The organism is Mesorhizobium sp. LNHC209A00, from assembly GCF_000502915.1.
GTDB lineage: Bacteria > Pseudomonadota > Alphaproteobacteria > Rhizobiales > Rhizobiaceae > Mesorhizobium.
Genome location: NZ_AYWT01000019.1, coordinates 55,066 through 81,367, shown reverse-complemented (window position 1 = coordinate 81,367; position 26,302 = coordinate 55,066). Strand labels below are relative to the sequence as shown.

At 62.5% G+C, this 26,302-nt stretch carries 24 protein-coding genes and 2 pseudogenes; 4 read left to right on the top strand and 22 right to left on the bottom strand.

What is annotated here, in order from left to right; all coding sequences use genetic code 11:
- The 3 genes and pseudogenes from X739_RS0135680 to X739_RS139540 form a co-directional block, all read right to left on the bottom strand.
- A pseudogene (locus X739_RS0135680) lies at window positions 1–228 on the bottom strand (anti-sigma factor); the annotation flags it as partial.
- A complete protein-coding gene (locus X739_RS139535) occupies window positions 225–743 on the bottom strand; it encodes a sigma-70 family RNA polymerase sigma factor (protein WP_023796052.1) in 519 nt (172 codons plus the stop codon). The gene X739_RS139535 and the pseudogene X739_RS0135680, both read right to left, overlap by 4 nt.
- Before the next feature lie 101 nt (window positions 744–844).
- Window positions 845–1,456, bottom strand: coding sequence for a histidine phosphatase family protein (locus tag X739_RS139540; RefSeq protein WP_023773685.1), 612 nt, complete (start codon window positions 1,454–1,456; stop codon window positions 845–847).
- A gap of 130 nt (window positions 1,457–1,586) precedes the next feature.
- Between X739_RS139540 and X739_RS139545 the strand changes: the two genes are divergently transcribed.
- Window positions 1,587–2,771 carry an amino acid aminotransferase gene (locus tag X739_RS139545; protein ID WP_031252465.1) on the top strand — a complete coding sequence of 395 codons (1,185 nt, stop codon included), beginning with the start codon at window positions 1,587–1,589 and terminating at the stop codon, window positions 2,769–2,771.
- Window positions 2,772–2,860: 89 nt separating this feature from the next.
- The gene (gene mazG / locus X739_RS139550) at window positions 2,861–3,685 is read left to right on the top strand and encodes a nucleoside triphosphate pyrophosphohydrolase (RefSeq protein WP_023796050.1); all 825 of its coding nucleotides are present in this window, start codon (window positions 2,861–2,863) and stop codon (window positions 3,683–3,685) included.
- A gap of 62 nt (window positions 3,686–3,747) precedes the next feature.
- Here mazG and hflX read toward each other — a convergent pair whose 3' ends face one another.
- The 8 genes from hflX to dusB form a co-directional block, all read right to left on the bottom strand.
- Entirely contained in the window at window positions 3,748–5,139 is a 1,392-nt protein-coding gene (gene hflX, locus X739_RS139555) for a GTPase HflX (RefSeq protein ID WP_023783976.1), read from the bottom strand.
- Window positions 5,140–5,385, bottom strand: a complete 246-nt coding sequence (gene hfq / locus X739_RS139560) for an RNA chaperone Hfq (RefSeq protein WP_006202172.1) — start codon at window positions 5,383–5,385, stop codon at window positions 5,140–5,142.
- A 144-nt stretch (window positions 5,386–5,529) separates the two neighbouring features.
- The gene (locus tag X739_RS139565; RefSeq protein ID WP_023796049.1) at window positions 5,530–6,393 is read right to left on the bottom strand and encodes a D-amino-acid transaminase; all 864 of its coding nucleotides are present in this window, start codon (window positions 6,391–6,393) and stop codon (window positions 5,530–5,532) included.
- 86 nt (window positions 6,394–6,479) lie between these two features.
- A complete protein-coding gene (locus X739_RS139570; RefSeq protein WP_015317919.1) occupies window positions 6,480–7,841 on the bottom strand; it encodes a sigma-54 dependent transcriptional regulator in 1,362 nt (453 codons plus the stop codon).
- Complete coding sequence (locus X739_RS139575; protein ID WP_023773680.1) at window positions 7,831–10,116, bottom strand: PAS domain-containing sensor histidine kinase; 2,286 nt, start codon at window positions 10,114–10,116, stop codon at window positions 7,831–7,833. The genes X739_RS139570 and X739_RS139575 overlap by 11 nt, the downstream gene beginning before the upstream one ends.
- 129 nt (window positions 10,117–10,245) lie before the next feature.
- Window positions 10,246–11,706, bottom strand: a complete 1,461-nt coding sequence (ntrC, locus tag X739_RS139580; RefSeq protein ID WP_023773679.1) for a nitrogen regulation protein NR(I) — start codon at window positions 11,704–11,706, stop codon at window positions 10,246–10,248.
- The gene (locus X739_RS139585; RefSeq protein WP_023773678.1) at window positions 11,703–12,845 is read right to left on the bottom strand and encodes a nitrogen regulation protein NR(II); all 1,143 of its coding nucleotides are present in this window, start codon (window positions 12,843–12,845) and stop codon (window positions 11,703–11,705) included. The genes ntrC and X739_RS139585 overlap by 4 nt, the downstream gene beginning before the upstream one ends.
- On the bottom strand, window positions 12,842–13,870 hold the full coding sequence (gene dusB / locus X739_RS139590; RefSeq protein WP_023773677.1) for a tRNA dihydrouridine synthase DusB: 1,029 nt from the start codon (window positions 13,868–13,870) through the stop codon (window positions 12,842–12,844). The genes X739_RS139585 and dusB overlap by 4 nt, the downstream gene beginning before the upstream one ends.
- Before the next feature lie 140 nt (window positions 13,871–14,010).
- On the opposite strand from dusB, the gene X739_RS139595 reads away from it, so the two are divergent.
- Window positions 14,011–15,240 carry a bifunctional 2-C-methyl-D-erythritol 4-phosphate cytidylyltransferase/2-C-methyl-D-erythritol 2,4-cyclodiphosphate synthase gene (locus tag X739_RS139595; protein ID WP_023783970.1) on the top strand — a complete coding sequence of 410 codons (1,230 nt, stop codon included), beginning with the start codon at window positions 14,011–14,013 and terminating at the stop codon, window positions 15,238–15,240.
- The gene (locus tag X739_RS139600; RefSeq protein WP_023773675.1) at window positions 15,237–15,746 is read left to right on the top strand and encodes a CinA family protein; all 510 of its coding nucleotides are present in this window, start codon (window positions 15,237–15,239) and stop codon (window positions 15,744–15,746) included. The genes X739_RS139595 and X739_RS139600 overlap by 4 nt, the downstream gene beginning before the upstream one ends.
- On the opposite strand, the gene X739_RS139605 is transcribed toward X739_RS139600, so the two are convergent.
- From X739_RS139605 to eno, 11 genes and pseudogenes are all read right to left on the bottom strand, one after another.
- On the bottom strand, window positions 15,722–16,180 hold the full coding sequence (locus tag X739_RS139605; RefSeq protein ID WP_023773674.1) for a type II toxin-antitoxin system RatA family toxin: 459 nt from the start codon (window positions 16,178–16,180) through the stop codon (window positions 15,722–15,724). The two genes, X739_RS139600 and X739_RS139605, sit on opposite strands and share 25 nt — an antisense overlap.
- A gap of 10 nt (window positions 16,181–16,190) precedes the next feature.
- The gene (gene lipA, locus X739_RS139610; RefSeq protein ID WP_023773673.1) at window positions 16,191–17,156 is read right to left on the bottom strand and encodes a lipoyl synthase; all 966 of its coding nucleotides are present in this window, start codon (window positions 17,154–17,156) and stop codon (window positions 16,191–16,193) included.
- A gap of 137 nt (window positions 17,157–17,293) precedes the next feature.
- On the bottom strand, window positions 17,294–17,551 hold the full coding sequence (locus X739_RS139615; RefSeq protein ID WP_023773672.1) for a GlsB/YeaQ/YmgE family stress response membrane protein: 258 nt from the start codon (window positions 17,549–17,551) through the stop codon (window positions 17,294–17,296).
- 99 nt (window positions 17,552–17,650) lie between these two features.
- On the bottom strand, window positions 17,651–19,099 hold the full coding sequence (gene lpdA, locus X739_RS139620) for a dihydrolipoyl dehydrogenase (RefSeq protein ID WP_023796048.1): 1,449 nt from the start codon (window positions 19,097–19,099) through the stop codon (window positions 17,651–17,653).
- A 16-nt stretch (window positions 19,100–19,115) separates the two neighbouring features.
- Window positions 19,116–19,751 carry an SGNH/GDSL hydrolase family protein gene (locus X739_RS139625; protein ID WP_023773670.1) on the bottom strand — a complete coding sequence of 212 codons (636 nt, stop codon included), beginning with the start codon at window positions 19,749–19,751 and terminating at the stop codon, window positions 19,116–19,118.
- A gap of 4 nt (window positions 19,752–19,755) precedes the next feature.
- A complete protein-coding gene (locus X739_RS139630; RefSeq protein ID WP_023796047.1) occupies window positions 19,756–20,169 on the bottom strand; it encodes a hypothetical protein in 414 nt (137 codons plus the stop codon).
- A 14-nt stretch (window positions 20,170–20,183) separates the two neighbouring features.
- Window positions 20,184–21,696 (bottom strand): annotated as a pseudogene (locus tag X739_RS03150) (2-oxo acid dehydrogenase subunit E2).
- A gap of 18 nt (window positions 21,697–21,714) precedes the next feature.
- The gene (locus X739_RS139635) at window positions 21,715–23,145 is read right to left on the bottom strand and encodes a pyruvate dehydrogenase complex E1 component subunit beta (RefSeq protein ID WP_023773668.1); all 1,431 of its coding nucleotides are present in this window, start codon (window positions 23,143–23,145) and stop codon (window positions 21,715–21,717) included.
- 14 nt (window positions 23,146–23,159) lie between these two features.
- Window positions 23,160–24,197, bottom strand: coding sequence for a pyruvate dehydrogenase (acetyl-transferring) E1 component subunit alpha (gene pdhA, locus X739_RS139640; RefSeq protein WP_023783965.1), 1,038 nt, complete (start codon window positions 24,195–24,197; stop codon window positions 23,160–23,162).
- A 191-nt stretch (window positions 24,198–24,388) separates the two neighbouring features.
- Entirely contained in the window at window positions 24,389–24,712 is a 324-nt protein-coding gene (locus X739_RS139645) for a septum formation initiator family protein (RefSeq protein ID WP_023783964.1), read from the bottom strand.
- 145 nt (window positions 24,713–24,857) lie between these two features.
- Window positions 24,858–26,132: a phosphopyruvate hydratase gene (gene eno, locus X739_RS139650; RefSeq protein WP_023783963.1), complete on the bottom strand. Its 1,275-nt coding sequence runs from the start codon at window positions 26,130–26,132 to the stop codon at window positions 24,858–24,860.
- Window positions 26,133–26,302: the final 170 nt, after the last annotated feature.

Here is a 26,302-nt window from a genome sequence, read left to right as displayed (position 1 = left end):
CTCCAGCCGCCGCGCCGCGTCGGCCGTCGCCGGCCGCGCCATGCCTTCGGAGCCGGCCAGCGCCACGCGCAGTTCGTCGCGGGTGCGCAGATCCGACATCACACGCGCGGCCGTGTCCGGACGCGCCGACAGGAAGGCTTCGACCGCGATGCGGCGGCTAACGTCGAGCTGGTCGTCGACATAGGCGTCCAGATCGGCGTCCGTAACCGGGTCGACAAGAGCGGTCATGAGTCACCTCCCACGATCCTGAGATGATTTTTGCCCCGGGCGGGCCCCTCTTCCATCTGCCGCAAGGCCTCGCGCGCCCTGCCGATACGCGACATCAGCGTGCCCAGCGGCACGCCGCTGGCGTTGGCGGCCTGCTGATAGGAGAGCCCTTCGATGGCGACCAGGTGCAGCGCCGAGCGCTGCTCTTCCGGCAGGCTGAAAAAGGCTTGGCGAACCTGCGCCAAGCGCACGGAGTGTTCCTGCGGCGCCGGGGTGCTGCCGTCGGCCAGATATCGGGCCTGTTCGAGGCGTGCCGCTTCCGAGCGGCGCGAGCGCACGCGGTCGATGAAGGTGTTGTGGACGATCGACAGCAGCCAGGCGCGCAGATTTCCGCCGGAGCGGAACGTGCCGCGCCGGTCATAGGCGCGCACCAGCGCGTCGTGCACGAGATCCTCGGCGTCGACGCCGTCGCGCGTCAGCGAACGGGCGTAGCGCCGCAGGGACCCGAGCTGTCCTATGATGTCAAAGCGCGGCATCGACCGTTTCATGCCCTGTTTACGGAGCATGTGGGGATTTTAATCCTGGCCGTGCCGATTTTTCTTCGCGGGAGATATCGGTTGCAGGTATCTCGTCCCGCCTAGGTGCCGTGAGCACCCTTAGGTCCAAGTGGTTTTGCCGGTTTGGAAGCGGTGACACCGCAGGCGCGCAACACCCATCGGCGGCCGTCGCTGCGAAAATCGGTGATGCTCAGTGGCTCGACGTCGATCTTCGAGCTGGCGGCAAGCGGCGCACCGAGAACATGCAGGATCGCGGCGCGGATGACGCTGGCATGCGTCACGGCGATGGTATGGCCACGTTCGGCGATCACTCGATCCATCAATCCGGCGATCCGTCGGACAACCTCGGCCAGCGGCTCGCCACCATGCGGGGCCGCATTCGGATCCGTGAGCCATGCGGCGATTTCTTCAGGCTGTCGCGCCTGCACCTCTTCAACGCTCTTGCCCGCCCATAGTCCATAGTTCTGGTCGGCCAGCATCGGATCGACGGACGCGTCCAGCGACAGCGCCTCGGCGGTCTGACAGGCGCGAAGCGCCGGCGCTGTCCACACACGGTCGGCGCGACGCAGCGTCCCTCGCACCGCCCTTGCCAATGTCAGCGATCCTGGCTCCAGCGGTTCATCCAAGGGAAACCGCCCTTTCCGGGTCGCCGCCGTCGCACCGGCGCAGATCATGGTCAGACGGACGAGCATGGCATGCCTTCTCTGAAGTGGTTGAAAAGCCGCACCAACAGGTGCCGCCTTTCGCGTCGGCGCGATCAAAACCGCTGGTGAAACCTGGCCAATTTGCGTATCACTCCGCCGCGCCAACGGAACCAAAATGATGTTCGAAGACCTGCAGCCAGCTCCCGCCGACAAGATTCTTGCGCTGATCGGGCTCTATCGCGCCGATCCACGTCCTGGCAAGGTCGACCTCGGCGTCGGCGTCTACAAGGATCGCGACGGCAAGACGCCGGTCATGCGCGCCGTGCGGGAGGCCGAGAAGCGGCTGCTGCAGGGCCAGGATAGCAAGACCTATCTCGGTCTTGCCGGGGATACCGGGTTCAACACTGTGATGGCCAAGCTCGCCTTCGGTCCGGGCGCGGACCTGTCGCGCATCCGGACGGCACAGGTGCCCGGTGGCTCCGGCGCGCTGCGGCTGGTGGCAGAACTGCTCAAGCGGATGCGTTCGGATGCCACGGTCTGGGTCTCCGACCCGACCTGGCCGAACCATATGCCGGTGATGCGTGCCGCCGGCCTGCAGATTCGCGAATATCCCTATTTCGATGCTGCCTCGGGAGCGGTTCGTTTCGACGACATGCTGGCGGCGCTGCGGTCGGCCAACAGCGGCGACGTGGTGCTGCTGCATGGCTGCTGCCACAATCCGACCGGCGCCAATCTGGACGCGGCCCAGTGGGAGGCCGTCACCGATCTCGCCGTCGAGCGCGGCCTGCTGCCATTTGTCGACATCGCCTATCAAGGCTTTGGCGACGGCCTGGAGGCCGATGCCCTCGGCTTGCGGCTTCTGGCCGCGAAAGTTCCGGAAATGGTTGTCGCGTCGAGCTGCTCGAAAAATTTCGCGGTGTACCGCGACCGGGTCGGCGCGGCGATGGTCCTGGCCAGGAACGGCGCGCAGGCCGACGTCGCGATGAGCCAGATGCTGTCGGCGGCGCGCGCCATGTATTCGATGCCGCCCGACCATGGCGCCGCAGCGGTGCGCATCGTCCTGGAAGACGTCGCGCTGCGTGCCGACTGGGAAGCAGAACTGGAAGAGATGCGTCTTCGTATGCTGAGGCTTAGGGTCGCATTCGCCGAGGCGCTGCGCAGGCAATCCAATTCCGACCGCTTCGACTTCGTTGCCAGCCATCGCGGCATGTTCTCGCGGCTCGGCCTCACGGAAGCGCAGGTCGAAAGGCTGCGCGCCGAGCACGCCGTCTACATGGTCGGCGACAGCCGCATCAACGTCGCCGGCCTGCCCGAGGACGGCATGGATGACCTCGCCAAGGCAATTGTTTCCGTGCTGGACTGACGGGGCGGGTACGGTGCGCCTGTGGACAAGGTCCCCTCGCCGGCTGACAGCGTTGGCCGAGTGGCGGTTCGCGCGATAGCATCCGCTCCATGACGCCATCGAAAGACATTTCACGCCTGATCGAGATCATGGCGGCGTTGCGGGCGCCGAAGACCGGGTGCCCGTGGGACATCGAGCAGGACTTCTCCACAATTGCGCCCTATACGATCGAGGAGGCCTACGAGGTGGCGGATGCCATCGCGCGCGGCGATCTCGACGATTTGCGCGACGAACTCGGTGACCTCCTGCTGCAGGTCGTCTACCATGCCCAGATAGCGCAGGAAGCCGGCGAATTCGCCTTCCCTGACGTTGTCCAGGCCATCACCACCAAGATGATCCGCCGCCATCCGCACGTTTTTGGCGACGAGAAGGCCCGCAGCGCCGGCATGGCCAAGGGCATGTGGGAGAAGATCAAGGCGCAGGAGAAGGTCGAGAAGCGACAAGCCCGCCTCGCGCGCGGCCTCGACCCGGAGGACAACGGCAAGGGGTTCCTGGACAGTGTTCCGGTCGCCCTGCCCGCCTTGACGCGAGCGCTGAAGCTTCAGGAAAAAGCCGCCCGGGTCGGCTTCGACTGGAGCGAGGCTGCTCCCATCCTGGACAAGATCGAGGAAGAGATCGGGGAGTTGCGCGAGGCTCTCGCCAAGGGCGAAACGGCCTCGATCAAGGACGAGTTCGGCGACATGTTGTTTGCCGTCGTCAATCTCGGCCGTCACCTGAAGCTCGATTCGGAGGCGGCGCTCAGCGGCACCAACGAGAAATTCCGCTCACGCTTCCACTATGTCGAGCAGGCCCTGGAAAAATCAGGCGGCTCGCTGGAGGAAGCCAGCCTGGAGGAGATGGAAGCGCTCTGGCAGGAAGCAAAAACTGCAAGGTAAGCCTATGGCTCCGGCAATTCCGGACGGAAAACCGCGATAACTTTTCCTCGAATTTCTGCGCGTTAGCTGTTGTTTTTGCGACGCAATCGGCTTTCAATCTCTTCGCGGGCGCTTTGCGTCGCCTTCAGCGAAATAGTGGCGCTGCCATCGTCATTGTCGGTTCGCGAAACGACATCGCCGTTGCGATACAGCCAGTCGACCAAGCCGAATTGTGCGGGCTCGATCGTCACCGTCAGGTCTTGCAGTTCGCCGGCCATCCGCGTTTCGATAACCGCTTTCAGCGCATCGATGCCTTCGCCTGACACCGCCGATACGGCAATCGGCGGCTCTTTGGAACCGTCGGCGCTGTCAGCGAGCAGCCGCTGCCTATTGCCTTCGTCCAGGAGGTCGATCTTGTTCCAGACTTCGATCACGCGCCTGGCGTCGCTGGCGTCGACGCCGAGATCGGCGAGGATGCGCTCGACATCCTCGGCTTGCGCCGCCGTGTCGGGATCGGAAATGTCGCGCAGATGGATGACGAGATCGGCCTCGACCACCTCTTCCAAGGTCGCCCGGAACGCCGCGATCAGATGCGTCGGCAGGTCCGAAATGAAGCCCACCGTGTCGGAAAGAATGATCGGCGTGCCATGCGGCAGCCGCACGCGGCGCAGTGTCGGATCCAGCGTGGCGAACAGCATGTCCTGCGCCAGCACCCCTGCTCCGGTCAGCTTGTTGAACAGCGTCGACTTGCCGGCGTTGGTGTAGCCGACGATCGCCACCACTGGAAACGGCACCTTCTTGCGCTTGGCGCGGTGCAGGTCGCGGGTGCGGCGCACGGTTTCCAGCTCGTGCTTCAGCTTTATGATCTTTTCCTGCAACTGCCGACGATCGGATTCGATCTGCGTTTCACCGGGGCCGCCGAGGAAGCCGGCACCGCCACGCTGACGTTCCAGGTGGGTCCAGCTGCGCACCAGGCGGCCCTTCTGGTAGTTGAGATGGGCAAGCTCGACCTGCAGCGTGCCTTCCTTGGTGCGCGCCCGTTCGCCGAAGATCTCCAGGATCAGCCCGGTGCGATCCAGCACCTTGGCGTTGAATTGCTTCTCGAGGTTGCGCTGCTGCACCGGCGTCAGCGGATGGTCGACGATGACCACTTCCGCGTGCCCTTCCTTGACGATCCCGGCGAACTCCTCGACCTTGCCGCTGCCCAGCAACGTCGCCGGGCGCGGATCGTTGACGGTCACGACCGCCGTGTGGATCAGATCAAGGTCGATGGCGCGGGCAAGGCCGACTGCTTCGTCGTGGCGCGCCTCGGCCGAGCGCGTCAGCCGCGGACGGTTCGTGTCATCGTCGTTACGGGGTTGGCGGGTAAGCACAGGCACAATGACAACGGCCCGGGTCGGACCCTTGGCTTCCGTCCCGGGATGATGCGCTGGTTTTCCGCGAACCGTGCCGTCCGCGTCCTTCTCACGTGCCAATCAGGCGCCCTGGCTTTCCTCGCCATCGAACATCTGAACCGGTTGGCTCGGCATGATCGTGGAAATGGCGTGCTTGTAGACGAGTTGGGAGTGACCGTCGCGGCGCAGCAGGACGCAGAAATTATCGAAAGAAGTGACCACGCCGGTCAGCTTCACGCCGTTGATGAGAAAGATGGTGAGCGGGTTCTTGCTCTTGCGAACTGAATTCAGGAACAGGTCCTGAAGGTTTTGCGATCGTTCCGCCATTGTTTTTGTCTTTCGCCGATCCCCTTCGGTTTGCAGCCAATGCGCCAAATTAGCGGGCACATGTCAAGCGCACAAACACCCACTTGTCGTCAGTAACGACAAGCAGAACGAGATATATTGATGTTCATTCCACCTGTGCGGTTATCAGGCTGGACTTTTTTCCGCAATGTCAAAAAAGGCATGCCGCAACGAAAGTGTTATTGAGCCGGGGTGGCCATTGGCTATGGGATCGCCGTCAATGGCCACGATCGGCATGGCAATAGTCGTCGCGGAACTGATGAATGCTTCGCGGGCCGCTTTGGCCTCGGCGACGGAAAATTCCCGTTCCTCGATCTTCAGGCCGAGCCTTGCCGCGACTTCGAACATGGTGGTGCGCGTGATGCCGCGCAGAATGCCATGTTCGGCCGGCCGGGTGACCAGAACGCCATCCCCGGTAACGATCCAGGCATTCGACGACCCGCCTTCCTTGACGTTGCCGTCGGCATCCACGAACCACGCCTCCTGCGCGCCCGCTTCCTTGGCCTTCTGCTTGGCCAATACATTGGGCAGCAGCCCAACGGTCTTGATGTCGACACGGTCCCACCGGTTCTCCGGCACGGTGATGACGGCGATACCGGCCTCGGCTCGCTTGGCTCCCGCGGCAGGATCGGCCTTCCTGGCTGTCACCACCAGCGTGGGCTTGGTGTCCGCCGATGGGAAGACAAATTCCCGGCTGGCGACACCGCGCGTCACCTGAACATAGACAAGGCCGTTGACGACATGATTGCGGTTGACCACTTCGCGCAGGATCAGCGGCAACACATTGCGTGTCACCGGCCAGGCGATCGACAGTTCGGTCAGCGAGCGGTTCAGCCGGGCAAGGTGGCGCGGCATGTCGACGATGAAGCCGCGCGCCACCTCACAGACCTCGTAGACGCCGTCGGCGAACTGATAGCCGCGATCCTCGATATGCACGGCGGCATCGGCATGAGTGATGTAGCGCCCGTTCACATAGGCAATGCGCGGCATGGTCACCTCGGGAGATTTGGTTTGGCGTGTTTAAGCGATTCCGCGGTGCAGGTAACGGACAATCGCGTGGGCCACCGAGGATCCGGTCAGACGCCCAGCGACTTCAGCTTGCGGTGCAAGGCGGAACGCTCCATGCCGATGAACTCGGCCGTCTTCGAAATGTTGCCGCCGAACCGGTTGATCTGGGCGATCAGATAGTCCTTTTCGAACTGTTCGCGTGCCTCGCGCAGCGGCAGCGCCATTATGTGCTGGTCCGACTGGTTTGGCGTGCGCGGCATGACATCGCCGATTTCGGACGGGAGCAGATCCGCGGTGATCGGCGCGTCCACGTCCTCGCCGCGCGCCAGGATCATCAGTCGCTCGACGTTGTTGCGCAACTGACGCACGTTGCCCGGCCAGTTGTGCGCCTGCAGCACGGCCAGGGCGTCGTCGCCGATACGGCGTGGCTTGATGCCAGCCTGGCGGGCGATCTGCTTCATGAAGTTATCGACGAGATAGGGGATGTCCTCGCGCCGCTCGGCCAGTCCCGGCACCATGACCGGAACCACGGCGAGCCGGTGGTAGAGATCCTCGCGGAAACGCCCGTCGGCGATCATCGCCTCGAGGTTCTGCGAGGTCGAGGAAATGATGCGGACGTCGACCTTGACCCGCTTAGTACCGCCCACCCGCTCGAATTGCTGTTCGACCAGCACGCGCAAAATCTTGTTCTGCGTCTCGCGCGGCATGTCGGCCACTTCGTCGATGTAGAGAATGCCGCGATGGGCCTCCTCCAGCGCCCCCACCTTACGTTCGACCCCGTTCGATTCGGTGCCGAACAGTTCGATCTCCATGCGTTCAGGCGTGATATTGGCGGCGCTCAGCGTTACGAACGGCCCGCCCTTGCGCGTCGACAGCGTATGGATGGCGCGGGCGGCCAGCTCCTTGCCCGATCCGGAAGGGCCAACGATCATCACCCGGCTGTTGGTCGGCGCGACGCGCTCGATGGTCTGGCGCAACTGGCTCATCGCCGAGGACATGCCGATCAAATCGAAAGTCTCGCCGCTGCGCAGCTTGAGGTCGGAAACTTCGCGGCGCAGTTTCGAGGTCTCGAGTGCGCGTTCGGCAATGAGGATCAGCCTGTCGGCCTTGAACGGCTTTTCGATGAAATCATAGGCTCCGCGACGGATGGCGGAAACCGCCGTTTCGATGTTGCCGTGGCCTGAAATCATCACCACGGGCAGGTTCGGGTGCATGGTCTTGATCTCGTCGAGCAACGCCAAGCCGTCCAGACGCGAGCCCTGCAGCCAGATATCCAGGAAGATCAGCCTCGGTGCTCGGTCGGCGATAGCCGCCAGTGCGCTGTCGGCATCGAATGCCGTACGGGTTTCGTGACCCTCGTCACTCAGGATGCCCGCGACGAGTTCGCGGATGTCTTCCTCGTCATCGACGATGAGAATATCAGACGCCATTGTCGACCTTTTCAGTTTCTCTTTCGTGGTCCGCCTTGCTTTCGGCGCGCGGCAGCGCGCTGGTCGCAGGCGGCAGGATGATGCTGATCATCGCGCCGCGCCCGCCGTGGAAATCCGCAGGCGCGTCATGGAGTTCCAGCCTGCCGCCATGGTCCTCCACGATCTTCTTGACGATAGCGAGACCAAGCCCGGTGCCCTTTTCACGTGTTGTCATATAGGGCTCCAGCAACCGTTGGCGATTCTCGCGCGGCAGGCCTTTGCCATTGTCGATGACGTCGATGCGAATCGCGCCATTCTGACGGCCGGCTTGAATCCGGATTATGCCGTGCGAACCGTCCTTATGTTCCAGTCCGTCGATCGCCTCGGCGGCATTCTTGATCACATTGCCGAAAGCCTGGGCCATCAGGCGGCTGTCAAATGTACCCTTGAGCGGCTCGTTCCCGAATATCCGCTCGAAGGTGATGTCGGCGCGGCTGACTTCGACCAGGAAGGAAGCCTCGCGCAGTGATTCGCGCAGGTCGATGGCCTTCATCTCGGGCTTTGGCATGCGCGCGAAAGCCGAGAACTCGTCGACCATGCGGCCGATATCCTCCACCTGGCGGATGATGGTGTCGGTGCACTGGTCGAAAACCTCGCGGTCTTCGGTGATGACCTTGCCGTAGCGGCGCTTTATGCGTTCGGCGGAAAGCTGGATCGGCGTCAGCGGATTCTTGATCTCGTGGGCGATGCGCCGCGCCACGTCGGCCCAAGCGGATGAGCGCTGGGCCTGAACCAGATCGGTGATGTCGTCGACGGTCACGACATAGGATTTTTCCTCCGAGCCATCGGCGCCGGCCTCGATGGTGACCTGCACATTGAAGGTCCGCTCGGCGCCGGCGCGATAGAACGTCACCTGTTCGCGGTGGACCGGCTTGCCGGATTTACGGCCGATCTCGAAGACGCGGCCGACATGCGGCAGGATCGCGGACAGATTCTGCCCAAGTGCCGCGCTGGCGGAAACGGCCAGCATCGATTCGGCAGAACGATTGACGATGGTGATGATGCCGTAAGGGTCGACGCCGATGACGCCGGCGGTGACGCCGGCAAGCACGGCTTCGGAAAAACGGCGCCTCTCATCGATCAGGTCCTTCGCCGACAGGATCTCGTTGCGTTGCGATTTGAGCTCCAGCAGCATCTTGTTGAACGTGTCGCCGAGCGAGGCGACATCGCCATCGGATGGCCGCACCGGCACCGCGACGTCGAGATTGCCGGTCGCGACTTCGTCGGCAGCGCCGATCAGCTGACGGATCGGCCGCACGAGCCGGTCGGCAACAGCTATGCCGGTCCAGATTGCCGACAGGATGATGATCAGGGTCAGCGACAGATAGGGCAGTGCAAACGCCACTTGCGAGGTACGCCTGTTGTCCTCGAGATTGCGATACTCGTCGGTGTTGGACCTGACGATCTGCCGCGCCTTGATCACCTCGGGGTCGACCAGACGGATGGTGTAGAGATAGAGGCCATCGATCTCGCGCAGCTTGACGATGGCGCCCATGATGTTGCGCGTGCGCGGCTCGATCAGCACCGGCTTGCCGTCGGTGGCGGTGGCCACCGCTCCTTCCGGCGGTTCCGGCATGGCGAAATCGGCATCAGTCTTGGCGCTCATGACGAAGGAGCCATCGGGCTTGATCAGCGCGGCATGCGCCAGCGAGCGACCCACGGCTTCCTTGTTCATGAGGTCGAGAAACCCGGTGCGATCGAGGCCGTAGAGCGTGCGGGAGGCATCAAGATCGTAGGCCATCGACAGCGTCGTACCCTGCAGGTTGCGCGCGTTCTCCTGCACATAGGCGTCGGCGATCGACAGTGACGAGTTGACGATGGTCTTGGTGCGGATCTCGAACCAGCGATCAAGGCCGATATCGAGCGTGATCGAGGCGATGATCGCCACCATGATGGCGGGAATGGCGGCAACGAGGGCGAACATGGCAACGATGCGCACATGCAGCCGGGAAGCCGCCTTCCCATGCCGGCGCGCCATGACGATGCGATGTACCTCGCGTCCAACCAGCGCGATGAGGAAGAGCACGAAGGCGGCGTTGAGAGCGATCAGCGCCCAGGTCGTTTTGGCGTCAGGCGCAATCGGTGTCGCACCGACCAGGATGGCGAACGAAATAGCCGCCATGACCAAGGCACCGACGACCGCCACCACGCCAGGCAGTGCCAGCAGCCGGCGCCCGTCACGCGCGCCAGGTTCGCTGAAGAGCGGTTTGTTGAGTACAGGTGTTTGCGGAGCCATGTCGCCGTCTAGAGCCAGTGATTGCGTCCGATCTATGCAACGCATTGTGGCGATTATGCAACAAGTGTGACAACTACAGGACTCTTTCCCCGGTCGGTCCCCTGAAAAGATCCTGTATGCAGCGCGGGCTCAGGTCTGGCGGGAGGACTTGTAAACGTTGACGCCCAATTCGCGAATCTTCTTGCGCAGGGTGTTGCGGTTGAGTCCCAAAAGCTCCGCGGCCTTGATCTGGTTGCCGCGGGTTGCCGTCATTGAAGCCAGCACCAACGGATATTCGACTTCGGACAGGATGCGCTCGTACAGACCGGCAGGCGGCAATTCGCCTGCAAAGGAGGCAAAATAGCGCTGCAGGAAGTGCTCCACCGCCTGCCCAATGGAAAGATCGTCGGGAATGAGATTGCCGCCGCCTGGTACCACGTGGCGTTCGCCTGTCTTGAGCTCCGTCTCGATGATCTCGGCGGAAATCTCGTCCTGCGAATAAAGCGCGGCGAGCCTGCGGACCAAGTTTTCCAACTCGCGCACATTGCCTGGCCAGGGATAGCGCTTCATCAGTTCGATGCCGCCGGAAGAGATGCGCTTGGTCTGCAGCCCCTCCATTTCGCCGAGCTTGAAGAAATGGCGCACCAGATCGGGCACGTCCTCCGAGCGTTCGCGTAGCGCCGGCAACCTGAGCGGCACGACATTGAGACGGTAGAAAAGATCCTCGCGGAAGAGGCCCTGGTTGATCAGCGTACGCAGGTCCTTGTTGGTGGCGGCGACAATGCGCACATCGGTCTTGATCGGCGTGCGGCCGCCGACAGTCGTGTACTCGCCCTGCTGCAGGACGCGCAGCAAACGCGTCTGCGCCTCCATCGGCATGTCGCCGATCTCGTCGAGGAACAGCGTGCCGCCCTCCGCCTGCTCGAAGCGGCCGGTCGAGCGGCTCTGCGCGCCGGTGAAAGCCCCCTTCTCGTGGCCGAACAATTCCGATTCGATGAGATCGCGCGGGATAGCCGCCATGTTGATGGCAACGAACGGACCGCCACGACGGCGCCCATATTCATGCAGCGCTCGTGCCACCAGTTCCTTGCCGGTGCCGGATTCGCCCGAAATCATCACCGTCAGGTCGGTCTGCATCATCCGCGCCAGCATGCGGTAGATGTCCTGCATGGCCGCCGAACGGCCGACCAGCGGCATCGTTTCGGGCGGCTCTTCTTGCCTGGCATCGATCTTCGGCCGCCGGGGCTCGGACAAAGCGCGGTTGACGATGTTAAGGAGTTCGGTCAGGTCGAAAGGCTTCGGCAGATATTCATAGGCGCCAGTTTCGGAGGCGCGGATCGCCGTCATGAAGGTATTCTGGGCGCTCATGACGATGACGGGCAGTTCCGGCCGCGCTTTCTTGATGCGCGGCAGCATGTCGAAAGCGTTCTCGTCCGGCATCACGACGTCGGTGATGACGAGGTCACCCTCGCCGGCCGCGACCCAGCGCCACAGGGTCGACGCGTTGGAGGTGACGCGCACCTCGTGACCGACACGCGACAGGGCCTGATTGAGAACGGTGCGGATCGCAGCATCGTCGTCGGCGACCAGAATATTGCCGCGAACGGTCATTTGCGGTCTCCTTCACCGTCTTGATCAGCGCCAAGCGCCGTTTCCTTCCAGGCCGGCATGAGGACCCGGAATGTTGTCGCGCGCGGCGTCGAATCGCATTCGATGATGCCGCCATGTTCACCGACGATCTTGGCGACCAGCGCCAGCCCGAGCCCCGAGCCGTTCGGCTTGGTGGTAATGAAGGGATCGAACAGGATCGGCAGGATATCCTCCGAGACGCCGGAACCATTGTCGCGCACGCAGAACTCCAGCGGCAGCGATACGCGGTCCTGCGTGCCCGGAACCGAAACGCGGATACCGGGCCGGAAGGCGGTGGACAGCACGATCTCGCCCTGGGGGTCGCTGCCGATCGCCTCGGCGGCGTTCTTGATCAGGTTGAGGAACACCTGGATCAGCTGGTCGCGATTGGCAAATACCGGAGGCAATGACGGATCATAGTCCTCCAATATCTTGATTTTCCTTGCGAAACCGTTCTTTGCGATCGCTTTAACGTGGTCGAGCACCACATGGATGTTGACGGGATAGCGGTCGATCGGCCGCTCGTCGGAAAACACCTCCATGCGGTCAACCAGCGACACGATACGGTCCGTCTCGTCGGTGATCAGCCGCGTCAGCGCGCGATCCTCATCGGAAGCGGACAGCTCTAGCAGCTGAGCCGCCCCCCTGATACCGGAGAGCGGGTTCTTGATCTCATGCGCCAGCATCGCCGCCAGACCGGTCACCGAGCGCGCGGCGCCGCGATGCGTCATCTGCCGGTCGATCTTGTCGGCCATCGACCGCTCCTGGAACATGACCACGACGGAGCCCGGAAACTCCGGCACCGGCGCGACATAGAGATCGACGACCTTTTCGATGCCGAGGCGCGGCGACGAAACGTCGACCCGATATTCGTTGACGGGCGCGCGGCGCTCACGCACCTGGTCGACCAGTGTCAGCAGGGGGCTGCCGAAGGGTATGAGCTTGGACAGGGTGTTGCGCGCCAGCATGGTCGCGCTGGAGCGAAAGAAGTCCTCGGCATCGGCATTGGCGAAGGTGATGAAGCCTTCCTCGCTGATCATGATCACCGGGCGGCGGATCGTGTTTAGTACGATCTGGGCAGCACCCGCCATTTCAATGCCTTGGCCAGAGTTTGCGGTCATGCGGCGCTCCGCAGGTTCAAGGTTTGCGGATCGCGCGAAAACACGTCACGCAGCAAGGCAATGACGCAGGCAGGTTCGGACGCGGTCAATATCGCTTTCCTACTCTCCCCAGCGACACCTCCGGCATGTCGATCGAGATACCAGCCCAGATGCTTGCGCGCCTGGCGCAGGCCGCTCTCGATGCCGTAAAGCGCCAGCATGTCCTCGTAGTGGGCGACGACATAGTCGGCAATCGCTTGCGGGGTCTCGGGAATGCCGGGCGAAAATGTCCCGGCGGCAGCCGCAGCGATGCCGCCGGCGACCCACGGCGCGCCATAATGGGCGCGACCGACCATCAACGCGTCGGCGCCGGACTGTTCGAGAACGGCGGCTGCCTCGCCTGGGGAGCAGACATCGCCATTGGCGACGACCGGAATGGAAACAGCCTCCTTGACGCGAGCGATGGCGCGCCAGTCCGCCTTGCCCAGGTAGAACTGGCAGCGTGTGCGGCCATGGACCGTGACCATCCTGACGCCTGCCTGCTCGGCCCGGCGCGCCAGGACAGGAGCGTTGAGTGCGCCTTCGTCCCAACCCAGCCGCATCTTGACGGTCACCGGCACCTTGACCGCTCCTACCACGGCCTCGATCAGCGAGAGCGCGTGGTCGAGGTCCAGCATCAATGCCGAACCGGCATAGCCACCGGTAACCTTCTTGGCCGGGCAGCCCATGTTGATGTCGATGATGTCGGCGCCCTCGCCCGCGGCGATCCGCGCGCCTTCGGCCATATGCATGGCCTCGCGCCCGGCAAGCTGAACCATATGGACCGGCAGTCCGGAATGGCGTATCCGCAGGTCACAACCCGCCCTGCCCTTGGCGAGTTCGCCGCTGGCCACCATTTCGGACACAACCAGGCCTGCGCCATGCCCATGGGCGCGCCGCCTGAACGCCTCGTCCGTGATCCCCGACATCGGCGCGAGGAAGACGCGGTTGCGTATTCTGACGCCGCCGACGTCGAGAGGCTGGGCCAATCCGATCAAGTTAACCATGCACAAAAACCAAGCACGTCCATTCGTTGCACATTCTCTAGCCAGATCGAAAGAAATGTGCAACGCGGAATGACGCCACATTGAGGCGCAATTGGGAAAATGCTGGCCTTCGGCCTTGGTCGCGACTAGGACCGGACTGCATGACTGGCGCAACCGAAAATCAGGCTCCGGATCCGGGTGGCAAAGTCGCGGTGGTTATCGTCGCGGCCGGTCGCGGCGCGCGCGCCGGACAAACCGATGGTCCGAAGCAATATCAACGAATTGGCGGACGCGCCGTCATCGCTCGTGTCATAGACATTTTTCTGGCGCACCCGCTCATCGGCCGGATCGTCGTGGCTATCCATGCCGAGGACCGCGAGCTTTTTCAGCAAGCGGTCGGAACCGATGCGGATCGGGTAACGGCAATTGCCGGAGGCGCGACCAGGCAGGATTCGGTTCGGCTCGGGCTGCAGGCGCTGAGAAGCTACGCGCCGGACAAGGTTCTCATCCACGACGCCGCGCGCCCCTTTGTCGACATGGATCTGATCGACCGCACCATCGCGGCCATCGGCGAACGTGAAGGCGCGCTTCCCGCCCTGCCCGTCGCCGACACGCTGAAACGCGAATCGGAGACCGGTATGGTCGGCGAAACGGTGCCAAGGAGCGGGCTGCACGCGGCCCAAACGCCGCAAGGTTTTCCCTTCCTCGCGATCATGACAATGCATGAGCAAGCCTACAACAGCGGCAAATCCGACTTTACCGACGACGCGTCGATCGCCGAATGGATGCAAATGCCGGTGAAGCTCGTTCCCGGATCGCCCGACAATGTCAAACTCACATGGGCACGGGACATCGCCATGGCGCACCAGCGACTTTCCAGCGAGCGGACACACTTTCCCGATATCCGCACCGGCAATGGCTACGATGTCCACGCCTTCGAGCCCGGCGACCATGTTACGCTTTGTGGCGTCGCCATCCCGCATGACAGGAAACTGTCGGGCCATTCCGACGCGGATGTCGGCCTGCACGCCCTGACCGACGCGCTGCTGGCGACCTGCGGGGCCGGCGACATCGGCACGCACTTTCCTCCGTCCGATCCGCAGTGGAAAGGCGCTGCATCGCGGATATTCGTCGAACATGCCGCAAGACTAGTGCGCGAGCGCGGCGGACGCATCGCCAATGCCGATATCACGCTGATCTGCGAGGCGCCGCGCGTCGGCCCGCACCGCGAGGCGATGACATCAGTCCTTTCGCAGATGCTGGGCATTTCCGCCGAGCGCATCTCGGTCAAGGCGACAACCAACGAGAAGCTCGGCTTTGTCGGTCGCGAGGAAGGTATCGCGGCTATCGCCACCGCCAGTGTGGTGTTTCCAGGCGAGGTTCCGGAATGACCAACAGCGAACTGGCGGTCGCCCTGTTTGAGGCGTGCCGGGAGCGCGGCATCATGCTGGCGACCGCGGAAAGCTGTACCGGCGGGATGATCGTCGCCGCGCTGACCGACATTGCCGGTTCTTCCGCCGTGGTCGATCGCGGCTTCATCACCTATTCCAATGAAGCCAAGATGGACATGCTGGGCGTTCGCGCCGCCACGCTCGACGTGCATGGTGCGGTTTCCCGCGAGACAGCCATCGAGATGGCCGCCGGAGCGCTCGCCCGTTCGCGTGCCGGGTTGGCGCTGGCCGTCACCGGCATTGCCGGTCCGGGTGGCGGTTCCAGGGAAAAGCCTGTCGGGCTGGTCTGGTTTGGTGTTGCGGTGAACGGCCGACCCGTAACGGCTGAACGAAAGCTGTTCGCCGACGACGGCCGTGACTTCATCCGCCGGGAAACCGTCCATCATGCACTTGAGCTCGGCTTGCAGGCGCTTGGCGAGAGTCAGGCCGCCGGTTTCTTGCCGTAGATGATGTCGGCGCGCTTTTCAAAGGCCTCGGCGAACATGCGGAAGGCACGATCGAACATCGTGCCCATCAGCGCACCCAGGATGCGGCTCTTGAATTCATAGTCGATGAAGAAGCGCACGGCACAGCCGGCGCCATCCGGCTCGAACCGCCAGACATTGCTCAGATATTTGAACGGGCCGTCGATATACTTCACGTCGATGGCATGTTCGTCGGGCTTGAGCAGCACCTGCGTCGTGAAAGTCTCCCGGATCGCCTTATAGCCGATGCTCATGTCGGCCACGAGGATGGTGCGCCCGTCACGCTCCTTGCGCGAGCGGACCGTCAACGCTTCGCAAAGCGGCAGGAATTGCGGGTAAGTTTCGATGTCGGCGACCAGCGCGAACATCTGCTCAGGCGTGTGGGCGACGCGGCGGGTGGCTTCGAATTTCGGCATGAAACCGGCGTTAGACCAATTTCTGGAGCTGCGCTTCGCGCGCGGCGCGCAGCCGGGCGAAATCGTCGCCGGCATGGTGCGAAGAGCGTGTCAGCGGGCTCGATGCCACCAGCAGGAAACCCTTGGTTTTGCCGATCGTCTCGAAGGACTTGAATTCCTCCGGCGTGACGAAGCGGATCACCGGGTGGTGCTTCTTCGACGGCTGCAGATATTGGCCGATGGTCATGAAGTCGACATTGGCCGAACGCAGATCGTCCATCAATTGCAGGATTTCGTTCCGCTCCTCGCCAAGGCCGACCATGATGCCGGACTTGGTGAAAATGGACGGATCGAGTTCCTTGACCCGCTGCAGCAGCCGGATCGAGTGGAAATAGCGGGCGCCTGGCCGAACCTTCAGATAATTCGACGGCACGGTTTCGAGATTGTGGTTGAAGACGTCGGGCCTGGCCGCCACGACGATCTCCAGCGCGCCTTCCTTGCGCAGGAAATCGGGCGTCAAGATTTCGATGGTCGTCAGAGGCGTTGCCGCCCGGATCGCTCGGATGACATCGGCGAAGTGCTGCGCACCGCCATCGTCGAGATCGTCGCGGTCAACGGAGGTGATGACGACGTGGCTGAGGCCCATTTGCTTGACGGCATGGGCGACACGCGTGGGCTCGTCGGAGTCGAGCGCGGTTGGGATGCCGGTGGCGACATTGCAGAAGGCGCAGGCGCGCGTACAGATCTCGCCCATGATCATGAAGGTGGCGTGCTTCTTTTCCCAGCATTCACCGATGTTCGGACAACCGGCCTCTTCGCATACGGTCACCAGCTTGTGCGATTTCACGATCTCACGTGTCTCGGCATATCCCTTCGACACCGGCGCCTTGACGCGGATCCAGTCCGGCTTGCGCAATACCTCCTGGTCGGGCTTGTGGGCCTTCTCGGGATGCCGCGGCCGCGGCGCGTTGGCGATCGTGTCGAGGACAGTGACCATCTGAACCCTGGCCTTTCTTGCGACCGCCCGTCGGCGATCGTCACTTTAACGTCATCTAAGACTTTTCAGGACAAAGAAAAAGGCTGCAGCGGCGCATGCCGCTACAACCGTTTTCGCATAGCCGAAAACGATATCGACTAACGGCGCACCAGGCGACCGACCCAGATCAGCAGGCAGGCACCGATGAAGCCGGTGATCAGATAGGCGGTCCAGCCGACGCCGAACACGCCGATGTTGAGCGCCTGCAGGACTGCGTTCAGCACCACCGCGCCGACGATGCCCATGATAATGTTCATTAATATGCCGGTGTTGCTCTTCATGACCATTTCGGCCAACCAGCCTGCCAGGCCGCCGATGATGATTGCTGCGATCCAGCCCACGCCGTTCAAGTGCATATGCCTTCTCCTTGCGCCAGTAAAAATGCATTCGGAAACGAACTGCTTCGCCGTCCAGATCCCACGGCTTTGACAGCTGAGTCTCCCGCGGGGAATCTATCATGCGTTCAAGGCGCGGCCATAGGCGTCGAGCACGCTTTCCTTCATCATCTCGGATAGCGTCGGATGCGGGAAGATGGTGTGCATCAGCTCTTCCTCGGTCGTTTCGAGGTTCATCGCCACGACAAAACCCTGGATCAGTTCCGTGACTTCGGCGCCGACCATGTGCGCGCCGAGCAACTGACCGGTCTTCTTGTCGAAGATGGTCTTGATGAAGCCTTGGTCTTCCCCAAGCGCGATGGCCTTGCCGTTGGCCGCGAACTGGAAGCGGCCGACGCGGATATCCTTGCCCTCGGCCTTGGCTTTTGCTTCCGTCAGTCCAACCGAGGCGACCTGCGGATTGCAGTAGGTGCAACCAGGGATCTTGAGCTTGTCCGTGGCGTGAACACCGGGGAAGTTCGCGATCTTCTCGACGCACACGACGCCCTCGTGCTCGGCCTTGTGAGCAAGCATGGGCGGTCCGGCGACATCGCCGATGGCGTAGATGCCAGGCACATTGGTCTTGCCGTAACCGTCGATGACCACGCAACCGCGCTCGGTCTTAACACCGAGTGCTTCAAGGCCGAGGTTCTCGATATTGCCCTGAACGCCGACGGCCGAGATCATGCGGTCGGCGGTGATCTTCTCGACCTTGCCGTCCTTCATCTCGACATGCGCGGTAACCGAGTTCGCCCCCTTCTCGACCTTGGTCACCTTGGCCTCGAGGATGATCTTCATGCCTTGCTTCTCGAACTGCTTTTGCGCGAATTTCGAGACTTCGGGGTCCTCGACCGGCATCACCGCCGGCAGCAGCTCGACCACCGTGACGTCGGCGCCCATTGTGCGATAGAAGGAGGCGAATTCGATGCCGATGGCGCCTGAGCCCATCACCAGCAGCGACTTCGGCATCTCCTTCGGCACCATGGCTTCGAAATAAGTCCAGATCAGCTTGCCGTCCGGCTCGATGCCGGGCAGAGCGCGTGGCCGGGCGCCGGTCGCCAGGATGATGTGCTTGGCGGTGTAGGTGCCCTCGCCCTTGACGCCTTTCGGCACCGGCGGCTGCGGCTCCATCGGCTTCTTGGCCGTCTTGGAAACCACGATCTCACCGGGTTTGGATAGTTTGGCCTCGCCCCAGATGACGTCGACCTTGTTCTTCTTCATCAGGAAGGCGACGCCGCCATTGAGCCTGAGCGACACTTTTCGCGACCGATCGACGACGGCGGCGGTATCGGCACTGATCTTGCCGCCATCGAGCTTCAGGCCGTAATCCTTCAGATGATCGGAATAATGCATGATCTCGGCCGACCGCAGCAGCGCCTTGGTCGGAATACAGCCCCAGTTCAGACAGATGCCGCCCAGATGCTCGCGCTCGACGATCGCCGTCTTAAAGCCGAGCTGGGCGGAACGCACCGCGGTGACATAGCCGCCCGGGCCGGAGCCGATGATGATGACGTCATAGTTCTCAGCCACGGGTTTTCTCCTTCAATCAGAGTTCCAGCATGACGCGCACGACCGGCGTCAGCGCCTCGCCAATGTTTCGCGTATTCTCGGCATCGAGGTGGACGCCATCGAGAGGTGTTGTTTGCGCCGCCGTGCCAGCGTCGAAGAAGCCGCAGCCGACCTCGTCGGCGAGCGCGGCGTATTGCGGCGCAAGCTGCTTCGAGGCCTCATCGCCGCCGGCGAACATCTCCCTGAAGTCGGCATTTTCGGTGCGGCTGACAAGAGGCGGCGAAACGATCAGGATCTGCGGTGCCGGCCAGTCGAACGGATAGTCGTGGCCACGCACGATATCGATCAGCCGCTGGATGCCTTGCTTGGCGGCAACCGGATTGCCATGGATCCATGGCTTCATGTCATTGGCGCCGAGCATGATGACGATCAGGTCGATGGGCGCATGCGTCGTCAACACCGTCGGCAGCAGCCGCGCGCCGTTGCGGTCGGCTCCGGCGAGATGATCGTCGAAAGCGGTGGTGCGGCCATTGAGCCCCTCGGCGACGACTTGAACGCCTTCGCCGAGCCCTGCTTGCAGCACGCTTGGCCAGCGATCCCCGAGCGCATGACGCCCACCTTCGGCGTTGTAGCCCCAGGTCAGCGAGTCGCCGTAACAAAGCACCGTCTTCATCCGTTCAACCTGCCTTTGTGTCGGCTACGCCGCGCTTCACGCGCCAGCGTACGAACAACCAATGGATGACGATCGTCACCAGGCCCGGCAGGCCGAGACCGGCAACCATCGGCATGTCTTTCCTGACCACCGCGGCGCTGCTGTCGCTATAGAGGATCAGCGCGACCAGCAGGATGAGAAGCGCCACAAAGGCAATCAGCGTCCACTTGCCCGCCCTGGCAACAGCCTCGACCGGATCGTTCGTCAATTGCGCGACGAAGAAGATGAAGGTGACGACAAAAGTCACCAGCACCGAGAACATGAAGACGATGATGTATTCTTCCTCGGCGCCGGCGGCGACAGCCAACCATTGCGCGATAAGGCCGCCGGCCAAGCCGGAAATCAAAAAGGCGAAAAGGCTGGTGAAGAATATCCGCACAGCCTTTTCCTTTCCTAGACCAGCATGCCCATCGGATTCTCGATCAGCTTCTTGAACGCGACCAGCAATTCGGCCCCCAGCGCGCCATCAACCGCACGATGGTCGGTCGACAGCGTCACCGACATCACTGTGGCAATCTTGATCTCGCCATTCCTGACCACCGCCCGCTGCTCGCCCGCGCCGACCGCCAGGATCGTCGCATGCGGCGGGTTGATGACGGCGGCAAAGTCCTTGATGCCGAACATGCCGAGATTGGAGACGGCGGTCGTGCCGCCCTGATATTCCTCCGGCTTCAGCTTGCGGCTGCGGGCGCGGCTGGCCAGGTCCTTCATCTCGTTGGAGATGACCGACAGCGTCTTGTCGTCCGCATGCCGGATGATCGGCGTGATCAAGCCANAGGTCCTTCATCTCGTTGGAGATGACCGACAGCGTCTTGTCGTCCGCATGCCGGATGATCGGCGTGATCAAGCCACCGGGGATCGACACGGCCACCCCGACATCGGCATGCTTGTGTTTGACCATGGCGCTCTCGGTCCATGAGGCATTGGCATCCGGCACCGCCTTCAGCGCGATCGCCATCGCCTTGATCACCATGTCATTGACCGACAGCTTGTAGGCGGGCGCCTCACCCTTTTCGGTCTTTTTCACCGGCGCCGCGGCATTGAGCTGAGTGCGTAAAGCCAGCAGCGCGTCGAGTTCGCAGTCGAGCGTCAGATAGAAATGCGGGATNGCGGCATTGAGCTGAGTGCGTAAAGCCAGCAGCGCGTCGAGTTCGCAGTCGAGCGTCAGATAGAAATGCGGGATGGTGGTTTTTGCTTCGACCAGGCGCCGCGCGATGGTCTTGCGCATGTTGTCGTGAGGGACGAGTTCGTAGGAGCCTTGCTCGAACAGTTTCAGCACCTGCTCGTCCGACATCGCCTTCACCGGCGGGGCGGAGGCAGGCGCGCCGGCCGGAGCCTTGGCAGCCGGTGCCGCCTTGGCGCCACCACCGGCAATCGCGGCATCGACGTCAGCCTTGACCACACGGCCGTGCGGGCCGGTGCCTGTGACCGCGGAGACGTCGACACCCGCATCCTTGGCGATACGGCGGGCAAGCGGCGATGCAAAGGTGCGTTCGCCAGCCGCGTTGCCATTGGCGGCCGGAGCCGCCTGCGCCATGGGGACCGCGGCCTCGGCCTTCGGCGCTTCAGCCTTCGGCGCTTCGGCTTTAGGCGCATCGGTTTTCGGAGCTTCGGTTTTCGCCGGTGTGGCGCCGCCGCTTTTCGCCGCCGCGCCGGCATCTTCGCCTTCCGCCGCAAGTACCGCGATCAGCGCGTTGACCTTGACCCCTTCGGTGCCCGCCGGCACGACGAGCTTGGCAACCGTGCCCTCATCGACGGCCTCGACCTCCATCGTCGCCTTGTCGGTTTCGATCTCGGCGATCACGTCGCCGGGCGAAACCTTGTCGCCTTCCTTGACCAGCCACTTGGACAGATTGCCCTCCTCCATCGTGGGCGAGAGTGCCGGCATGGTGATGTTGATTGGCATATTGTCCTCCCACCCGGTTCAGCGATATGCGACGGCTTTGACGGCCTCGATGACTTCGCCGACATTGGGCAAGGCCAGTTTTTCGAGGTTGGCCGCATAAGGCATCGGCACGTCCTTGCCGGCAATGGTGATGACCGGTGCGTCGAGGAAATCGAAGGCGCGCTGCGAGACCTGGTTGGCGATGTGGTCGCCAACCGAATTCTGCGGGTAGCCTTCTTCGACCACGACCAGCCGGTTGGTTTTCTTAACCGAGGCGATGACTGTGTCGAGATCGAGCGGACGGATAGTCCTGAGGTCGATGATCTCGGCGTCGATGCCCATGCCGCGCAGCTCGGCTTCAGCCTTCACCGCATAGGTCATGCCGATGCCGAAGGATACGATGGTAACATCCTTGCCTGCCTTGTGGATGCGCGCCTTGCCGATCGGCAGCACGAAGTCGTCCAGCTTCGGAACGTCGAAGGACTGGCCGTAGAGGATTTCATTCTCGAGGAAGATGACCGGGTTCGGGTCGCGGATCGCTGCCTTGAGCAGGCCCTTGGCGTCGGCGGCCGTATAGGGCATCACGACCTTCAGGCCTGGAATGTGGCTGTACCAGGCGGCATAGCACTGCGAGTGCTGTGCCGCGACACGGGCCGCCGCGCCATTTGGCCCGCGGAACACGATTGGCGCGCCCATTTGGCCGCCCGACATATAGAGCGTCTTGGCGGCGGAATTGATGATCTGGTCGATCGCCTGCATGGCGAAGTTGAAGGTCATGAACTCGACGATCGGCTTCAGCCCAGCCATCGCCGCACCGACACCAACCCCGGCAAAACCATGCTCGGTAATCGGCGTATCGACGACGCGACGCGGCCCAAATTCCTGCAGCAAGCCTTGCGTGATCTTGTAGGCGCCCTGGTATTCGGCGACTTCCTCACCCATCACGAAGACATCGCCGTCGCGGCGCATTTCCTCGGCCATGGCATCGCGCAGCGCCTCGCGTACCGTGGTCGAGACCATTTCAGTGCCGGCAGGAATGTCCGGATCGGCAGCGAGTTTGGCCGCCGGGGCGGCGGGGACGGAGGCTTTCGGCGCCTCTCCAGCATCCTGCGGCGCCCGTTGCGAGCCTTCCTCGGCCGCGTCGGCGCGCTGGCCACCAGTTGACACCGCGTCCTGCGTGGAGGCGGGAGCCGCCTTGGAGCCCTTGTCGATGTCGCCAGAACTTTCGCCATCCTGCAGCAGAACGGCGATGGGGGTGTTGACCTTGACGCCTTCGGTGCCGGCGGCGATCAGGATCTTGCCCAGCGTACCTTCGTCGACGGCTTCGACTTCCATCGTCGCCTTGTCGGTTTCGATCTCGGCGATGACGTCGCCGGCGACGACCTTGTCGCCCTCGTTCTTCAACCACTTGGAAAGATTGCCCTCTTCCATGGTCGGCGAGAGGGCGGGCATCAGAATTTCGATCGGCATGTCCTGGCCCTCCCTTACAATACGATATCGGTCCAGAGCTCGGACGGATCCGGCTCCGCGTCGTGCTGGGCAAATTCGGCGGCGTCGGCGACGATGTCGCGAACCTCCTTGTCGACGGTCTTGAGTTCGTCCTCGGTCGCCCACTTCTTCTCGATGAGCCGCGCCTTGACCTGCTCGATCGGATCATGATCGGAGCGCATCTTCTGGACTTCTTCCTTGGAGCGGTATTTCGCCGGGTCGGACATCGAGTGGCCGCGATAGCGATACGTCTGCATTTCCAGAATGATCGGCCCGTTGCCGGCACGGCACCACTCGGTAGCCAGATCGCCAGCCGCCTTGACCGCACGCACATCCATGCCGTCGACCTGGATACCCGGAATCTTGAACGACGCGCCACGATGCGAAAAATTGGTTTCCGCCGAAGAGCGCGACACCGAGGTGCCCATGGCGTAGCGGTTGTTCTCGATGATGTAGATCACCGGCAGCTTCCACAGCGAGGCCATGTTGAAGCTTTCGTAGACCTGGCCCTGGTTGGCGGCGCCGTCGCCGAAATAGGTCAGCGAGACATTGTTGTTGTCGCGGTAGCGGTTGGCAAAAGCCAGACCTGTTCCAAGCGACACCTGTGCACCGACAATGCCGTGACCGCCATAGAAATGCTTCTCCTTGGAGAACATGTGCATGGAGCCGCCCTTGCCCCTGGACAAGCCGCCGCGGCGTCCGGTCAGCTCGGCCATCACGCCACGCGGCGACAGCTCCATCGCCAGCATGTGGCCGTGATCGCGATAGGCCGTGATCATCTGATCGCCGTCGATCAGCGCCATCTTCATGCCGGTGACGACCGCTTCCTGGCCGATATAGAGGTGACAGAAACCGCCAATGAAGCCCATGCCGTAGAGCTGGCCGGCCTTCTCCTCGAAGCGACGGATGAGCAGCATGTGCCGGTAGGCGGCAAGCTCTTCGTCCTTGGTGAAGTCAATAGGCTTGGGTGCCGATAGACCGGACTTGCCGTCGGATTTCGATTTGGCAGGCGCTCTTCTGGCTGCGGTGGCCATGCATCACTCCCTGTTGGCGTCTCTTTGCGGACACTGGAGCAAGATCAAACTGCTCCGGGGAGATCGCCCTCCCCTTCGATTTATGGGAGGCTAACACGTAGAAAGGCGTTCCGCCATGTCGAAATTGCATAGCTGGCATGCACCTAAGCAATTAAAATCATTGAAAATATTGTTGATTAACCTGAAACTGGTTACTTCGCCAGAGCTGGCAGCATGATGGTGATCTCGTCGGCCTGCGACAGATTGAGTGCCTTGCGCGCCTGCTCATCGAGCATGTCCTTCTCCAGCGTGCCGTCATGCATGAGCTTGACGCGCCGCTCAAGGTCCGTCCTGCGTGCCTTGATCGCATCGAGCTGCCCCTGCAAAGCGACCGTCTCGGCCTCGAGCTTGTATTTCGAATTGATGCCGAATTCACCGTGATAGGCATGGAAGCCGAAATAAGCCAGGAACAGCACGCACAGCGAGGGAACGATCAGCCGGCCGGTGTTTCTCTGCTTGTGCTGACGCGTCCACATGACCGATTCCCCATGCCGCGAACTCGAACGGCTCGAAGTCTTTTTCGCCTGATTGTGCTTAACGGACGGTTACGGGAGACCGCCGGCCTGAAATGAAAAAGGGCGGGATGTCCCGCCCTCTCCGTATCAACAATGTGCGGCGGGATCAGTCCTTGATCACGGACTTGCCGGCATAATGCGCCTGCTTGCCGAGTTCTTCCTCGATCCGGATCAGCTGGTTGTATTTGGCCATACGGTCCGAGCGCGACAGCGATCCGGTCTTGATCTGTCCGCAATTGGTGGCGACGGCGAGATCGGCGATGGTCGAATCCTCGGTCTCGCCCGAACGGTGCGACATGACGGCGGTGTAGGCAGCCTTGTGCGCGGTCTCGACGGCGTCGAGCGTCTCGGTCAGCGAGCCGATCTGGTTGACCTTGACTAGGATCGAATTGGCGACGCCCATGCGGATGCCGTCGCGCAGGCGCGCCGTGTTGGTGACGAAGAGATCGTCGCCGACAAGCTGCGTCTTCTTGCCGATCAGGTCGGTCAGGTACTTCCAGCCTTCCCAATCGTCCTCGGCAAGGCCATCCTCGATCGAGATGATCGGATAGTCGGCGGCGAGCTTGGCGAGATACTTGGCCTGCGCCTTGGGATCTCGCGTTTTCTTCTCGCCCTCATAGACATAGTTGCCGTCCTTGAAGAACTCGGTCGCGGCGCAATCGAGGCCGAGCGCGATCTCTTCACCCGGTTTGAATCCGGCCTTCTCGATCGATTCCATGATGAAGTCGAGCGCCACCGGCGCGCTCTTCAGATTCGGCGCGAAGCCGCCCTCGTCGCCGACATTGGTGTTGTGGCCGGCATCCTTCAGCTTCTTGCGCAGCGTGTGGAAGATTTCCGAGCCCCAGCGCACGCCTTCGCGCAGCGTCGGCGCGCCGACCGGAAGGATCATGAATTCCTGGAAGTCGATCGGGTTGTCGGCATGCGCGCCGCCATTGATGATGTTCATCATCGGCACGGGCAGGACATGCGCCTTGGTGCCGCCGACATAGCGGTAGAGCGGCAGCCCGGCGGCCTCGGCAGCGGCCTTCGCGACCGCCAGCGAAACGCCCAAAATGGCGTTGGCGCCGAGCCGGCTCTTGTTGGGCGTGCCATCAAGTTGGATCATGGTCTGATCGATATGGATCTGGTTTTCGGCTTCCATGCCGCCGATCGCCTCGAACAATTCGCCATTGACCGCCTCGACGGCCCTGAGCACGCCCTTGCCAAGGTAGCGGGCGCCGCCGTCACGAAGCTCGACGGCTTCGTGTGCTCCGGTGGAGGCACCCGACGGCACAGCGGCGCGGCCCATCGAACCGTCTTCGAGAACAACATCGACCTCGACGGTCGGGTTTCCACGGCTGTCCAGGATTTCACGCCCGACAATGTCGATGATGGCGGTCATTGCGATGTCCTCGATTGATCTGGAGAAAACGTCGCGCCCGTCTTAGCCAAAGCGACGCAAAAGGCAATCGGGGCCTGATCGAATAGTGCCGTCCGCCCGATTCACGAAGCGCAATTTCCTGTCATCATAAGTCATGCCACCGGACGCGCATTCCAGGTTAAGATTGTTAT